Source organism: Microbacterium croceum (assembly GCF_023091245.1).
In the GTDB taxonomy this organism is placed as follows: domain Bacteria; phylum Actinomycetota; class Actinomycetes; order Actinomycetales; family Microbacteriaceae; genus Microbacterium; species Microbacterium croceum.
In genome coordinates this window covers 2,525,519-2,540,447 of the sequence record NZ_JAHWXN010000001.1, presented here as the reverse complement: position 1 = coordinate 2,540,447, position 14,929 = coordinate 2,525,519, and the positions used below count along the sequence as shown (strand labels likewise).

The window sequence follows — 14,929 nt, the reverse complement described above, 5'->3', positions numbered from 1 at the left end:
CAGGGTGCGGAGCGACCCGCCGTGCGTCTGCGCGCGACCGGCAGGTGGCCGAGCTCGGACTATTCTCTTGTGAGTGACGGGATCCAGGGCTGAGGCAGCGTATGCACGTGCCGTCACCGCTTTCAGCACTCCGACGCTCGATCTGCTTCACGGTCGTTTCGCTCCGTTCGTCGTGGCGTCTCTCACGCTGCTGTTCAGCGCCGACCGGGCATCGGTCGCGGTCGCGGATGCGCATGCGGAACTCGCGGAGGTGCTCGACGAGCTCCGCGCGGCAGGGTATGACGACGAGGACGACCGGCGCTTGCCTTCGGGGAGCGCGCGCGACGTGTGCCGCAACTGGGTGCGTCTGGGCTGGCTGATCCAGCAGATCGACGACGACACCGAGGTCTACCGGCTGTCGGCACATGCCGTCGCAGCACTCGAGATATCGGGCCGCACCGGCGGAGGTCGTACGCGGGTGTCGAACTCACGTGTGCGCACGCTGCTCGAGGCTGTGGAGCGTCTTTCGGTGAACGCGGAGGTCGACCCGGTTCGCCGGTTGTCGAGACTGCGCGCGGAGCGTGAGGCGGTCGATGCCGAGATCGCTCGCATCGAGCAGACCGGACTCTCGGCTCCGGCAGACGACGAAGAGCTCCTCGAGGAGGCGGAGAACGTCCTGCATCTCGCTCGCGAGCTCCCGGCCGACTTCACGCGGGTGGCCGAGTCGCTCAGATCCATGCAGCGCGACGTCGTCGCGCATCTCCGGCGGGACGAGCGGCCGACGAGCGAGGTCCTGCGCGAGTACCTCCAGCGTGCGCAGGACGTGATGCAGTCGACACCCGAGGGGCGCGCGTTCGCCGGAGCACTGCGACTGATCGGCGACCCCGATCGCATCGACGCCCTCACCGAGCAGCTTCGCGGACTCCTGGGCCAGCGTTTCGCGCGCATGCTGGACGGCACGCAGCGGGCCGAGCTCGATGCGATCGGCCGACGGGTCGAACTGGGCGTGGAAGAGGTGCTGTCGGCACAGCGACGTGCCTCACACGTCATCACCGGTCAGGTGAAGACGCACGATCCGCTGCGCGATCGTCAGATCGACGATCTCCTGCGCGACGTGATCGCCGGGCTCCACGGGTGGTCGGGGCCGGGCACGATCGTCGACCCGGTGCGCAGCATGCCGCTGGTCGACCTGGGGCATCTGCGTCAGACGGCCGGTGACGTCCGTCCACCGCGCGCCCCCGCGCCCCTCGTCGACGCCGACGAGATCGACTTCCTCGATCACGACACACGCGCGTGGGGTGGGCCGAGGTATGCCGAGCTCGAGGAGTACGTCTCCGGGCTCGAAGCGGAGTTCGATCTCGCCGACGCGTTCCGCGCGGTTCCCGACTCGACTCGACGCCCTGTCGACCTTCTCGGTCTGCTCGAGATCGCTCACCGCAACGGACTCACGGACGGTGCAGGGATCTCGACCGTCGACACGCTGCGACCGGACGGCACGACTCGCCGCTTCGCGTTCGGTGCGGTCACGGCGCGCAGCACGAAGGAGGATGCAGTTGAGTGACGACGATCTCACCCCGGCCGGTGGAGACGAAGGGTTCATCGATCCGACGGCGATGGAGGAGGACCTCGAGGCGCATTTCCCGGGGGACCGTGGCACGCTCGACCCGGAGATCAGGCGCGTGCTCGTGCATCTCCTGCAGCGCCGGTTCATCTCGATGGAGCGCAACCGCCGCGAGTGGACCCTGCTCATCGAGCACCAGCAGGTGATCGAATCCCGACTCAATGACATCTACCTGCGGCTGATCATCGACCACGCTCGAGGATTCGCCTACAAGCAGCAGTTGCGCTCGGATGAGGTGGAGATGCCCGTGCTGCTGAAGGACTCGCCGTACTCGCGCACCGAGACGCTGGTGCTCGTGCACCTGCGGACGGTCTATCAGCGCGAGTCCGCGTCGGGCGAAGGGTCCGTGCGGATCGACATCGAGGACATCGAGCAGACCGTGCTCAGCTACTTCGCCGATGTCGACGGCGGAACCGCGAAACAGCAGCGGGCGATCCGCAGCGCACTGGATCGGTTGGACCGAGAGGGCATCGTGCAGGAAGAGACCAGCGGGCGGTATCGCATCACTGCGCTCGTCGAGATCGTGCTCAGCGCCGAGACGCTCAGGGAGTTGCGGGAGTGGCTTCGTGCCCAGGCGGTGGAGGCGCGATGACGATGATGGACACGCTCTTCGGGCTGATCCCCGCGAGCTCTCGCGGACAGCAGTGGATCGCCGAAGAACTGCAGCTCATCAACTGGGGCGGTTACGACGGCGGTCCCCATCGAGTGCGCTTCTCGCCGGACGCGACCCTGCTGTGCGGGGGATCGGGATCGGGGAAGTCCACGCTCATGGACGGCTACATCGCGCTGATGATGCCGCACACGACTCCGTTCAACGGTGCGTCCAACGGCGGTGTCACGGGGCGTCCCCGCGGAGAGGAGCAGCGGAACATCCTCTCGTACGGGCGAGGCAAGATCGACGAGTCCCGTACCGACGAAGGCACGAAGCTGCGTGTCCTGCGCGGCGACGGGGAAGATACCTGGAGCGCGGTCTCGATGACCTGGCTGGACCACGACGGTTCGCGCTTCACCGCTGTCCGCGGCTGGTACATCCCCGCGGATGCTCGGACGTTGGAGGACACCACGAGGCTGCGCGCCACGATCGACGGCGCCTTCGACCTCGCGCGGCTCGAGCAGACGGCGGTGCAACGGCTCAGCGACGCGTCGGTGCGCGCGACGGGGCTCGAGCCGGTGTCGACCGACCGCGAGTTCTCGGCACGCCTGCACGCCGTGCTCGGCATCGGCGCTGCCGGCTCCGGCGCGAAGGCCATCAGTCTGCTGGCCCGCATCCAGGCCGGTCAGCAGATCACCACGGTCGACGACCTCTACAAGAAGCTCGTGCTCGATGAGCCCGAGACGATGGCGACCGCCGATGCGGTGGTCGCGCACTTCGATGAGCTGGAGAGCACGCGCACACGCATGCTGGTCGCCAAGCAGCAGGTGGCAGCCCTGGAGCCGATCCGCGGGATCTCGCAGCGCATCGAGGCCGCCGCGGAGCGCATGCGGGTCGTGGACGAGGTCGGGGTCTTCTCCGAGCCGACGTCGCTCGCGGCGCTGTGGAGTGCCGAGCGTCGGCTCGATCTGCTGCGCGAGGTCGAGACCGAGCTGCGCGAACGAACTCGTGCCCTCCAACTCGCCGTGCGTGAGAAGCGCGCGCTCATCGACGCGGCGGAGTCCGAGCGGGACGGGCTCCTGGACGTCGCGCGGCAGTCGGGCGGCGACCGTCTCGAGACGGCGCAGCGCGAACTGCGCGCCGTCACCCGTCGCTGGGAGGACGTGCAGCGGGAGCGCGAGCGCTTCGACGCTATCATCGGCGAGCTGGGCGTCGAGGTGAGGACAGCAGAAGAGTTCGACGGCCTTCTCGCCGAATTCCGCAGTTCCGCGCCGGATGGCGGCATACGCGCAGCCAGAGCGACCTTCGCCGAGGCAGAGTCCGCCCGGCGCACGGCCGAGACGGAGCTGCGTGCGCTGCGGACCGAACGCGCGGAAGCGGACGGCGTCCGCGGCAGCATCCCCGCGCGCCTGCACGAATCGCGCGCGCTGCTCGCAGAGGCAGCCTCCCTCGACATCACGGACCTGCCCTTCGTCGGCGAGCTCGTGGAAGTGCGCACGGAGTTCGAGCCGTGGCGAGAGGCGTTCAATCTCGCCCTCGGCGGATTCGCGAGAACCCTCCTGATCGACGAGGCCCATCTCGCTCGTTTCCGCGCCGCGATCGACTCCGTGCGCACTCCGGAGCGGATCACGTACGAAGGCGTGCACACCGGCCTGCCCGAAACCCGCAACGCCGACCCGCGGACGCTTCCCGGACGCCTGGATCATCGGTCGACCGTCTTCACCGGGTGGCTGCAGCAGCGCCTCGAGGAACGCTTCGGTTTCGTGTGCGTCGACTCGACCGCTGACCTGTCCGCGCACTCGAAGGCGCTCACCATCGCAGGGCAGGTCTCACGGGGCAGCGGCGGGTCTCACGGTGGGCATGGGCGAACCAACGTGCTGGGGTTCTCGAACGAGCGTCGCCTACGGGAACTGGACGAGCTGATCGGCAGCGCCGAGCGCGCGCTCGAGACGGCGCGGTCGGCGGCAGCGGACGCGGAGGCCGCACTCGACCGGATCGAATCGCGATCGAAGGCTCAGGCCAAGATCGAGGATCTGAGCTGGGAGCATGTCGATGTCGACGCCGTGGCAGCCGAGCGGGACAGGTGGCTGGCCGTCGAGGCGGAGGTCGCCGACGCGAATCCGCACATCGCGGAGATGCGGCGCCGCGCCGAGGACCTCAGAGTCCGGGTGGGGAGCCTTCGTGACGAGAACGCTCGTCTCGGTGGTGAGCTCATGGTCGCAGAGGACCGGTGGGTGGAGGTGACCGAGCAGGTCGACGCCTGCCAGCGGATCGTGGATGCCGCGGAGGCCGCAGAGCTCACCGTCGAGGAGCGCCACCGCTCCTTCCTCGATGCGCGCTTCCTCGGCGCCGATATGGCCGTCAGCGTCAGTGCATCGGAGCGCCTGGCCCACCTCGACTCCGCTCTGCGCAGCGCGGCGACCAGGCTTCTGGAAGACCGCACCTCCGCGGCCGCCGCGCACGCCGACCAGCGCGAGCAGATGCGACGACTGATGACGAGTTTCCTCGAGCGTTGGGACACCCTCACCCTCCTGCCCGACCCCGACGAATCGGTCGCCGAGTTCGTGGGGATCCTCGACGCGCTGGAGACCAGCGGCCTGCACGAGCTGGAGTCTGAATGGCGGGACAGCCTCCTCAAGCTGTCCGGCAACGATCTGACGAGTCTGGACTCGAACCTCAGCCGATCCCTGCGAGAGATCAAGAACCGCATCGACCCGATCAACACGATCATGGAGGCATTGCCGTTCTACGACGATGAGCACCGCCTGCAGATCACGCCGCGGGAGAATCAGTCGGAGGCACGCAGACGGTTCCGCAAGGAGCTGCGCGAGGTGCGCGGTCTCATCGACGCAGCAGCGACCGACGCAGAGCGCGAGAGCGTGTACCGCAGGATGAGCCGTCTGATCTCTCGGATGCGCCGGACGGCGCCGGACTTCGCGGAGCTCATCGATGTGCGCAACCACGTCAGGGTGAGTGCCGAGCGGATCCACGCCACGACGCGGGAGCATGTGGCACTCTACGACCACATCGGTGAGAAGTCCGGGGGAGAGTCGCAGGAACTCGTGGCCTTCATCGTGGGTGCAGCGTTGCGGTACCAGCTCGGCGATGCGGGCGCTGTGCGTCCACGGTATGCGCCGGTGTTCATGGACGAGGCGCTGATCAAGGCGGACGCGCATTTCACGAAGCGCGCGATCGGAGCATGGCGGGGTCTGGGTTTCCAGCTCGTGATCGGTGCGCCGAACGACAAGTACAGCGCGATCGAACCGCACGTCGACGTCGAGTACGACATCCTGAAGGACACCCGCGGTCGTTCGTGGGCCCGACCGAAGGTGGGGCTGCCTGCCGGGGGAGGCGTCTGATCAGACGTGTCTCACGCCGGGGGATGCGATCCAGGTGAGCGGGGAAAGGGCGCCGCACGGCCGCGCGGGTGCGGTCCTGATCCTCATGTTCGCGATGCAAGACGCATCTCTGACGCCCGGCTGATCCCGTACGCATGTCCGGCCACGGCAGTTCGTTAGAATAGACGATGCCCTGGGCGCGAGCTCTGGGGCGGACACGACGAGCGGAGACTAATGTCCGGGCATTCCAAGTGGGCGACCACGAAGCACAAGAAGGCCATCATCGACTCCAGGCGCGCCAAGTCCTGGGCCAAGCTCATCAAGAACATCGAGGTCGCGGCGAAGCTCGGCGGGCCTGATCTGCAGGGCAACCCGACGCTGTTCGACGCGGTGCAGAAGGCGAAGAAGACGTCCGTCCCCAAGGACAACATCGACCGCGCGGTGAAGCGTGGCGCGGGCATCGGCGGAGAAGCCGTCGAATACCTCTCGATCATGTACGAAGGCTACGGTCCCAACGGCGTCGCCCTCATGATCGAGTGTCTGACCGACAACAAGAACCGTGCCGCCGCCGAGGTCCGCACGGCTCTGAGCCGCAACGGCGGCACGCTCGCCGACCCGGGGAGCGTGGCATACAACTTCAGCCGCAAGGGCGTCATCGTCGTCGGCTCCGAAGGCACCACCGAGGACGACGTCATGATGGCCGCGCTCGAGGCAGGCGCCGAGGAGATCGAGCCGCACGCCGAGGGCTTCGAGATCATCACCGAGGCGACTGACCTGGTCACGGTGCGCAGTGCGCTGCAGGAGGCCGGCATCGACTACGAGTCGGCTGACGTCGAGTTCGTCCCGAACCTCAAGGTCGAGATCGACGCCGACACGGCGCGCAAGATCTTCCGCCTGATCGACGCTCTCGAAGACAGCGAAGACGTGCAGAACGTGTTCACCAACTTCGACCTCACCCCTGAGGTGCAGGCCGAGCTGGAGAACGACGAGGCCTAGGCGCGCCGAACGGCTCGTGCACTCCCTCCGGCCTAGCCTGGGGGAGTGACCTCCTCTCTGCGCGTGCTCGGCATCGACCCCGGCCTCACCCGCTGCGGTGTCGGCATCGTCGACGTCGACCGCACCCGCCGCGGCACCCTCGTGCATGTGAGCGTCATCCGCTCGTCGCCGGATGCCGAGATCGGCGATCGTCTCGCGATCGTCGCTGCGGGCATCCGCGAGGCGATCGCCGCACATCGTCCCGACGCCGTCGCGGTCGAGCGCGTGTTCGCGCAGCAGAACACGCACACGGTGATGGGGACGGCCCAGGCGAGTGGGGTCGCGCTCCTGGTCGCCGCGGAGGCCGGTCTACCCGCGGCGACGCACACGCCGAGCGAGGTCAAGGCAGCGGTCACCGGATACGGTGCGGCAGACAAGCGCCAGGTGCAGGCGATGATCGCCCGCATCCTGCGCCTGGACGCCCCGCCGCAGCCGGCGGACGCGGCGGACGCCCTTGCGATCGCGCTGTGTCACGCGTGGCGGCGGGGGACCGCCGGCGCCTCCGGTCAGACGTCGCTGACGCCGGCCCAGCGCGCGTGGGCCGATGCGGAGCGTGTCGCTCGAACATACCTACGATCGGGGTCGTAGGCTGAGGGGATGATCTCTTCCCTGCACGGCGTCGTCCTGCACACGGCGGCCGACCAGGTCGTCATCGACGTGGGCGGCGTCGGGTTCTCCGTCTCCGTGCCCGCCGACATCCCGCACACGGCGACCGTCGGCGAGCGCCTGCTCCTGCACACCAGCCTCATCGTGCGCGAGGATGCCCTCTCGCTCTACGGTTTCGCGGACCGGAGCGAGCTCGAGATCTTCGGCCTGCTGATCAGCGTCACCGGTGTGGGGCCGAAGTCCGCGCTCGGCGTGCTCTCGCACATGACAGTGGACCAGATCGCCGAAGCGGTGACGGCGGAGGACGATGCGCCGTTCCGGCGCGTCTCGGGCATCGGCCCGAAGACCGCGAAGCTCATCGTGCTGCAGCTGGCAGGAAAGGTGCAGCCGGTGGCTCCCAGCTCGAAGGCGACCGGCGCAGGATCGACCGACGTCGTCACCCAGGTCGCCGCGGCGCTGGTCGGACTCGGCTGGTCCGACAAGGTCGCGACGGAGGCTGCGGCGCAGACCGCGGCCGAGGCGACCGATGCCGAGCGGGACTCGGTGTCTGCGCTTCTGCGCCGTACGCTCGCCCTGCTCGGTCCCGCGCAGGCAGGTCAGACGCGTGGCTGACGCCCTGGACGCCACTGAGCCGGTCGACGAGACCGAGCTCGCGATCGAGGGCGCCTTGCGTCCGTCGAATCTCGGTGAGTTCGTGGGTCAGCAGAAGGTACGAGGACAGCTGCAGCTGCTGCTCGACGCGGCCCGCATCCAAAGCCGCCCCGCAGATCACATCCTGCTCGCCGGCCCTCCGGGGCTCGGCAAGACCACGCTGGCGATGATCGTCGCGCACGAGAGCGAGCGACCGCTGCGCCTGTCGAGCGGCCCCGCCATCCAGCACGCTGGCGACCTCGCCGCGCTGCTGTCGAGCCTGGTGCCCGGCGAGGTCCTGTTCATCGATGAGATCCACCGGATGGCGCGCTCGGCCGAGGAGATGTTGTACCTCGCGATGGAGGACTACCGCATCGACATCATGGTGGGCAAAGGTGCGGGTGCCACGAGCATCCCTCTCGAGCTGGCACCGTTCACGCTCGTCGGCGCGACGACCCGATCCGGCCTGCTCCCGAACCCGCTGCGCGACCGCTTCGGCTTCACCGGCCATCTGGAGTTCTACGAGGAGTTCGAGCTCGAACAGGTCATCGCGCGATCGGCTGCCGTGCTCGGCGTGGACGTGCCGACGGACGCGCTGTCGGAGATCGCGCGTCGATCCCGAGGAACTCCGCGCATCGCGAACAGATTGCTGCGCCGCGTGCGCGATTACGCGCTGGTGCACGGCGGGGGAGCCGCCACCATCTCCGATGTGCGTGCGGCTCTCGAGCTGTACGATGTCGACCCGATCGGGCTCGACAGGCTCGACCGCGCGGTGCTGGAAGCGCTCGTGCGCCGGTTCCGCGGCGGTCCAGTCGGACTCAGCACGCTCGCCGTCGCCGTCGGCGAGGAGGGCGAGACGGTCGAGAGCGTCGTAGAGCCGTATCTCGTGCGGATCGGTTTCCTCGGGCGTACTCCGCGGGGTCGGGTGGCCATGCCGGAGGCATACGCGCACCTCGGGGTGCCGCACCCCGACGGGACGCTCCGCCTTGATGACCTATAATCGCTGAAGACTTCCCGGATACCTCTGCGCGCCCAATGGCTGGAGTGCGCACCTGAGAAAGGCGCTGCACCCATGCCCATGGAATTCCTCCTCTTCGGTCTTCTCGCCGTCCTCCTCGTCTTCATGATCTTCAACACGCGCAAGCGCACGAAGGCGATGAAGGCGGAGCAGGAGGAGAAGGCCACCAAGACCGTTCCCGGCGTGAAGGTGCTCCTCCAGGGCGGCATCTACGGCACGATCGTGGCCTACGACCCCGAAGACCTCGACTCCCCGGCACTCGTCGAGATCGCTCCCGGAACCATCATCGAGGTGCACAGCCAGGCGATCCTGCGCATCGTCGAGCCCAAGGACGTCGTCGTCGACGAGGTCGTGGCCGACGATGCTGCCGCCCCGGCCGTCGATGTCGAGACGCCGGAAGAGACGCGTGCGCGTCTCGAGCGCGACTCAGACGACAAGTAATCCTCCGCCTCCGCGCGCTACTTCGTAATTCCGGCATCTCAGAAAGCTGAACACACGTGGCTTCATCCTCTCCGGTCCGTCACGCCTGGCGGGTCCTCCTCGGCCTGCTCCTCGTGACGGGCGTGCTGTTCGGCATCAACTCACTCGGCGTCTACGTCTTCACGGACAGCAACGGCGATCCGGCGAGCTCCTGGGCGCCGGAGCTCGCACTCGACCTGCAGGGCGGCACGCAGATCGTGCTGAGCGCCGAGACGGAAGACGGCGCAGACCCTTCGGCGGAACAGCTCAACCAGGCGGCAGCCATCATCCGTCAGCGCGTCGACGCCTCGGGCGTCGCGGAGGCGGACATCACCACCGAGGGCGGGCGGAACATCGTCGTCCAGATCCCCGGACCGGCCGATGAGCAGACCCGCGAGCGGATCCAGTCGAGCGCGCAGCTCGAGTTCCGCGCGGTGTTGGCCACGACCGGGGCAGCCACGGAGTTCACCGGCGAGGACGGCGTGGCGACGCCGTTCCCGACCCCGGATCCCACCCTCGAGTCGACGCCTTCACCGGAGCCGACCGACGGCAGCGACCTCTCCTGGGTCACGCCGAAGCTGCAGGCGGAGTTCCTCGCCTATGACTGCAGCGACCCCGCGAACGACGCCTCGAACGCGCCGAAGGAGCAGCCGCTGATCGCGTGCGACCCCAGCGGACAGACCAAGTACCTCCTCGGCCCGACCGAGCTCACCGGCACGGCGATCGAAGACGCGACCAGCGGCCGAGACCCCAAGTCGGGTGCGTGGCTGGTGCAGCTCACCATGAACGGCGAGGGCGCCGACGCCTTCGGCAAGGTCAGCACGCGCCTGAATCAGAACCGCATCGACGGCCTGGCCCCGCGCGATCAGTTCGCGTTCGTGCTCGATGGCAGTGTCATCTCTGCGCCGCGGATGAACGGCGTGATCCTCGACGGACGCCCCAGCATCTCCGGATCGTTCACCCAGGAGTCGGCGACGACTCTCGCCGACCAGCTCAAATTCGGCGCGCTTCCCCTCAGCTTCACGGTGCAGAGCTCGGACACGATCTCGGCGACCCTCGGCACTCAGCAGCTGCAGATCGGTCTGATCGCGGGTCTGATCGGTCTCGCGCTGGTCGCCCTCTATTCGCTGATCGTGTATCGGGCGCTCGGGTCGGTGATCATCGCGTCGATCACAGTGATGGCTGTGCTCACCTACATCATCATCTGCATCCTGGCCTGGCGACTCGGCTTCCGCCTGTCGCTCGCGGGTGTGGCCGGTCTCATCGTGTCGATCGGATTCACGGCGGACTCGTTCATCGTGTACTTCGAGAGAATCCGAGATGAGTTGCGTGACGGCAAGTCGATCACGGCGGCGGTCGAGGACGGCTGGGGTCGCGCGAAGCGCACGATCTACATCTCCAAGTCGATCAACATCCTGGCCGCGGTCGTGTTGTACATCCTGGCCGATGCCACGGTGAAGGGCTTCGCGTTCACTCTGGGCTTGACGACCCTGATCGACGTCTTCATCTTCGTGATCTTCACGCACCCGGTCATGCAGCTGCTCGCCCGCACGAGGTTCTTCGGCGGTGGCCACAAGTTGTCCGGTCTCGACCCCGAGGCCCTGGGAGCGGTCTACCGCAGCCGTTCCGCGTACCGTGAGGTGGCGACCGCGTCGGCCGGGCGTGGGGCGAAGAACGCCCGCTCGCGCGGCGAGGCCGATCGTCGGCAGACCATCGCCGAGCGCAAGCGCGCAGAGGCACTCTCGAATGACAGATCGACGACAGCCGGAAGTGAGGGAGACAACTGATGCCTTCCATGAATGAGTTCGGCAACAACCTCTACAGCGGAAAGACCTCCTTCCCGTTCGTCGGCAAGCGTCGCCTGTGGTTCATCATCGCGATCATCCTCGTGGTGGGCTCTGCACTCGTGCCGCTGATCCGCCCGATCCAGTTCTCGATCGAGTTCACCGGCGGCTCACAGTTCACCGTGCAGGCGCCGGACAGCCGCGACCAGGACATCGCCTCCGAAGCCGTGCGTTCGGTGGTGCCGGGAGCGGCGACCAAGGTCGTCATCGTCAGCGACAAGGACGTGCGCGTCCAGACCGACCAGATGAGCGCCGCCGAGACCCAGCAGGTCGCCAACGCCCTCGCCAAGGCCTACGACGTCGAGCCCGACGCCGTGACCTCGTCGTTCATCGGCCCGGCCTGGGGCGAGAACGTCACTCGCCAGTCCCTCTGGGGTCTCGCGATCTTCCTGGCGCTGACCTTCCTCATCCTCGCGATCTACTTCCGCACCTGGAAGATGTCGGCGGCCGCGATCATCGGCCTGCTCGACGTCCTCGTGATCACGGTCGGCGTCTACGCCCTCGCCGGATTCGAGATCTCCCCGGCGGCGGTGATCGGCTTCCTCACGATCCTCGCGTACTCGCTGTACGACACCACGGTCGTCTTCGACAAGATCAGGGAGAACACCTCGGAGGACGGGGAGAAGTCCGCCCGCCTCTTCGGCGAGTCGGTCAACCTCGCGGTGAACCAGACGCTCATCCGATCGATCAACACGTCTGTCGTCGCTGCGCTGCCGGTCGGCGCGGTCCTCTTCATCGGCGCCTTCTGGCTCGGTGCCGAGTCGCTCACCGACATCTCGCTGTCGATCTTCGTCGGCATCCTGGTCGCGACCTACTCGACGCTGTTCGTCGCAGCTCCGCTGTACTCGCTGTTCCGCGAAAACGAGCCGCAGCTCAAGGAGCGCGACGCGCGCATCCGTGCGGCGCGCGACAAGGCCGCCGTCGAGGCCTGAGCCTTCCTCCGGCGGAGCCGACGCCCCGCAGGCACGCGTAAGATGATGTAGTTCGGAGGTGAGTGGATGGCGGATACGCAGTCGTCTTCGCAGGGGTCCAGCCTGCGACGTCTGGTTCCCCGCATCTTCTCGCGCGCATCCAGGGTCAACGACCTCGACAATCTGATCCGCACTGTCCGCGCCAACCACCCGCGTGGCGACTTCTCCGTCATCGAGCGCGCGTACGCCGTCGCCAAGGAGAAGCACACCGGGCAGCAGCGCCAGAGCGGTGAGCCGTACATCACGCACCCGCTCGCGGTCGCCCAGATCCTCGCCGAGATGGGCCTCGGCCCCCGGGCGATCGCCGCCGCGCTGCTCCACGACACCGTCGAGGACACCGGGTACGCCCTCACCGACCTGACCGCCGAGTTCGGCGACGAGGTCGCCATGCTCGTCGACGGCGTCACGAAGCTCGACAAGGTCAAGTACGGGGAGAGCGCCCAAGCCGAGACCGTCCGCAAGATGATCGTCGCGATGTCCAAAGACATCCGCGTGCTGCTGATCAAGCTGGCTGACCGACTGCACAACGCGCGCACCTGGGGCTTCGTGCCGCCGGAGAAGGCGGCGAAGAAGGCCAAGGAGACGCTCGAGATCTATGCGCCCCTGGCGAATCGGCTCGGCATCCAGGCGATCAAGTCCGAGCTGGAGGACCTCTCCTTCGCGGTGCTGCACCCGAAGATCTACAACGAGATCCACAGCCTCATCGCTCAGCGCACCCCGCAGCGCGAGAAGTACCTGAACCAGGTCGTCGAGGAGATCGACGAGGACCTCCGCGATCTCCGCATCCGCGGCAAGGTCGTGGGGCGCCCGAAGCAGCTGTACTCGGTGTACCAGAAGATGGTCATCCGCGGTCGCGAGTTCGACGACATCTACGACCTCATCGGCATCCGCGTGCTGGTCGGCTCCGTTCGCGACTGCTACGCGGTGCTGGGTGCGATCCACGCGCGGTGGACTCCGCTGCCCGGTCGCTTCAAGGACTACATCGCCACGCCGAAGTTCAATCTCTACCAGTCGCTGCACACCACGGTCATCGGGCCGGCGGGGCGCACGGTGGAGATCCAGATCCGCACGCATGAGATGCACCAGCAGGCGGAGTACGGTGTCGCTGCGCATTGGATGTACAAGGAGCGGATGAACGGCGGCGGCAAGACCGAGCTGCGGGCGTCCGATAACGACATGGCATGGCTGGCGCACATCTCGGACTGGCAGGCCGAGACCGCAGATCCTGGCGAGTTCCTCGATTCCCTCCGCTTCGAGATCGGTGCGAAGGAGGTCTACGTCTTCACACCGAAGGGCCGGGTGATCGGTCTCCCCGCCGGTGCGACTCCGGTCGACTTCGCCTACGCGGTCCACACCGAGATCGGCCATCGCACGATGGGCGCGAAGGTCAACGGTCGTCTGGTGCCGCTGGAATCGGAACTCAAGAGCGGTGATGTGGTCGAGGTCTTCACCTCGAAGAACCCGGATGCCGGTCCGAGTCAGGACTGGCTCGGATTCGTCGCCAGCACGCGTGCCCGCAACAAGATCCGCGGGTGGTTCACAAAGGAGCGCCGCGAGGAGGCGATCGAACAGGGCAAGGAAGCCATCGCCCGTGCGATGCGCCGCCAGAACCTCCCGCTGCAGAAGCTGATGAGCCAGGATTCGTTCGCCGAGGTCGCTCAGCAGCTCCGCTACGAAGACGTCTCCGCGCTCTACGCCGCTGTCGGCGAAGGGCACGTGTCCACGCAGTCCGTGCTCGAGAAGGTCACGGCGCTCGTCGCAGCCAATGACCCGACGACAGGCGCGATCGATCTGCCCGGCAGCATCCCCACCAGGGAGCCGCGCGCCGGCGACTCCGGCGTGCTCGTGCGCGGAGCATCCGACATCCTCGTGAAGCTCGCGAAGTGCTGTACTCCGGTTCCCGGTGACGCGATCGTCGGTTTCGTGACCAGGGGGAGCGGCGTCTCGGTGCATCGCTCCGACTGTGTCAACGTCAAGGCTCTCAGCGCTGAACAGGACCGCTTCGTCGACGTGTCGTGGGCGCCCACGACCAAGAGCGTGTTCCGGGTGCAGATCCAGGTCGAGGCCCTGGACCGCTCCGGCCTGCTCTCCGATGTCACGCGAGTGCTCAGCGAGCATCACGTGAACATCCTCTCGGCGACGGTCAACACGAACGACGAGCGTCTGGCACTCAGCCGATTCGTCTTCGAGATGGGTGACGCCGTGCACCTGGATCGCGTGCTGAACGCGGTGCGCCGGATCGACGCGGTCTACGACGTGTACCGCGTCACGACCTCCTGAGAGCGAGCCGCTCCAGGACCGCTCTGCCGATGCGACTGCCCGGCACCCGGTTCCACGTCGTCATGGCGTCGATGCTCTCGGTCACAAGAGCGGGGTCGCTGAGAGCGAGACGTTCGATCCACTCGCGCAACCGCGGGTCCCGGTGCACGCCCGTGGCGAGATCGAGCATCGTGCGCAGCGGCGTTGCGACGTCGATGTCGCCGAGGCGGATGACTTCGCCCTCACGCAGCGGTCCGTCATGGAAGATCACCCGTCTACTGAGCTGAGGCCGCACCCGACGCGGCACCGAACGGCGGATGTGGTGCACGGCCGGCGGCGTATCGCCGGCGCCGTGAATCCAGGCAGCGGTGGGGCCGGCGGCGGCGGTCCCCGGCCGCACGAGCGCGGCGATCGAGCTGGCGCGCACGTCGGCGCTCTCGGTGAGATCCGCGGGGATGTACGCATCTCCCAGTTCCACGACATGCCCGTCGAGCCGCGCCGCGCTGAGCTCGGAGAGACTGAGTCGTCGGCCGGGGACATACAGGAGCGCGGGATGCATCACGCCAGTGTGGCGTAG

At 67.5% G+C, this 14,929-nt stretch carries 12 protein-coding genes; 11 read left to right on the top strand and 1 reads right to left on the bottom strand.

All coding sequences use genetic code 11. The features are described 5' to 3' along the window. The first annotated feature begins 73 nt into the window (after positions 1-73). The 11 genes from KZC51_RS11985 (at position 74) to KZC51_RS11935 (ending at position 14,373) form a co-directional block, all read left to right on the top strand. Positions 74-1,540, top strand: coding sequence for a DUF3375 domain-containing protein (locus KZC51_RS11985; RefSeq protein WP_247630186.1), 1,467 nt, complete (start codon positions 74-76; stop codon positions 1,538-1,540). After that, positions 1,527-2,192: a DUF4194 domain-containing protein gene (locus KZC51_RS11980; protein ID WP_372491776.1), complete on the top strand. Its 666-nt coding sequence runs from the start codon at positions 1,527-1,529 to the stop codon at positions 2,190-2,192. The genes KZC51_RS11985 and KZC51_RS11980 overlap by 14 nt, the downstream gene beginning before the upstream one ends. Beyond that, on the top strand, positions 2,189-5,551 hold the full coding sequence (locus KZC51_RS11975; RefSeq protein ID WP_247630184.1) for an ATP-binding protein: 3,363 nt from the start codon (positions 2,189-2,191) through the stop codon (positions 5,549-5,551). The genes KZC51_RS11980 and KZC51_RS11975 overlap by 4 nt, the downstream gene beginning before the upstream one ends. A gap of 213 nt (positions 5,552-5,764) precedes the next feature. After that, a complete protein-coding gene (locus KZC51_RS11970) occupies positions 5,765-6,526 on the top strand; it encodes a YebC/PmpR family DNA-binding transcriptional regulator (RefSeq protein WP_247630183.1) in 762 nt (253 codons plus the stop codon). 45 nt (positions 6,527-6,571) lie between these two features. Next, positions 6,572-7,153 carry a crossover junction endodeoxyribonuclease RuvC gene (gene ruvC / locus KZC51_RS11965; protein ID WP_247630182.1) on the top strand — a complete coding sequence of 194 codons (582 nt, stop codon included), beginning with the start codon at positions 6,572-6,574 and terminating at the stop codon, positions 7,151-7,153. A 9-nt stretch (positions 7,154-7,162) separates the two neighbouring features. Beyond that, positions 7,163-7,783 (top strand): Holliday junction branch migration protein RuvA, encoded by a 621-nt coding sequence (gene ruvA / locus KZC51_RS11960; protein WP_247630181.1) that lies wholly within the window; start codon positions 7,163-7,165, stop codon positions 7,781-7,783. Beyond that, positions 7,776-8,801, top strand: coding sequence for a Holliday junction branch migration DNA helicase RuvB (gene ruvB / locus KZC51_RS11955; RefSeq protein ID WP_247630180.1), 1,026 nt, complete (start codon positions 7,776-7,778; stop codon positions 8,799-8,801). Before ruvA ends, ruvB begins: the two co-directional genes overlap by 8 nt. Before the next feature lie 72 nt (positions 8,802-8,873). After that, positions 8,874-9,260: a preprotein translocase subunit YajC gene (locus KZC51_RS11950; protein WP_372491775.1), complete on the top strand. Its 387-nt coding sequence runs from the start codon at positions 8,874-8,876 to the stop codon at positions 9,258-9,260. 56 nt (positions 9,261-9,316) lie between these two features. Then, positions 9,317-11,065, top strand: a complete 1,749-nt coding sequence (gene secD / locus KZC51_RS11945) for a protein translocase subunit SecD (protein ID WP_247630179.1) — start codon at positions 9,317-9,319, stop codon at positions 11,063-11,065. Beyond that, positions 11,065-12,054, top strand: a complete 990-nt coding sequence (gene secF / locus KZC51_RS11940; protein ID WP_247630178.1) for a protein translocase subunit SecF — start codon at positions 11,065-11,067, stop codon at positions 12,052-12,054. The genes secD and secF overlap by 1 nt, the downstream gene beginning before the upstream one ends. A gap of 66 nt (positions 12,055-12,120) precedes the next feature. Further along, on the top strand, positions 12,121-14,373 hold the full coding sequence (locus KZC51_RS11935; protein ID WP_247630177.1) for a RelA/SpoT family protein: 2,253 nt from the start codon (positions 12,121-12,123) through the stop codon (positions 14,371-14,373). Here KZC51_RS11935 and KZC51_RS11930 read toward each other — a convergent pair. Further along, positions 14,360-14,911 carry a hypothetical protein gene (locus KZC51_RS11930; protein ID WP_247630176.1) on the bottom strand — a complete coding sequence of 184 codons (552 nt, stop codon included), beginning with the start codon at positions 14,909-14,911 and terminating at the stop codon, positions 14,360-14,362. The genes KZC51_RS11935 and KZC51_RS11930 overlap by 14 nt on opposite strands. Positions 14,912-14,929: the final 18 nt, after the last annotated feature.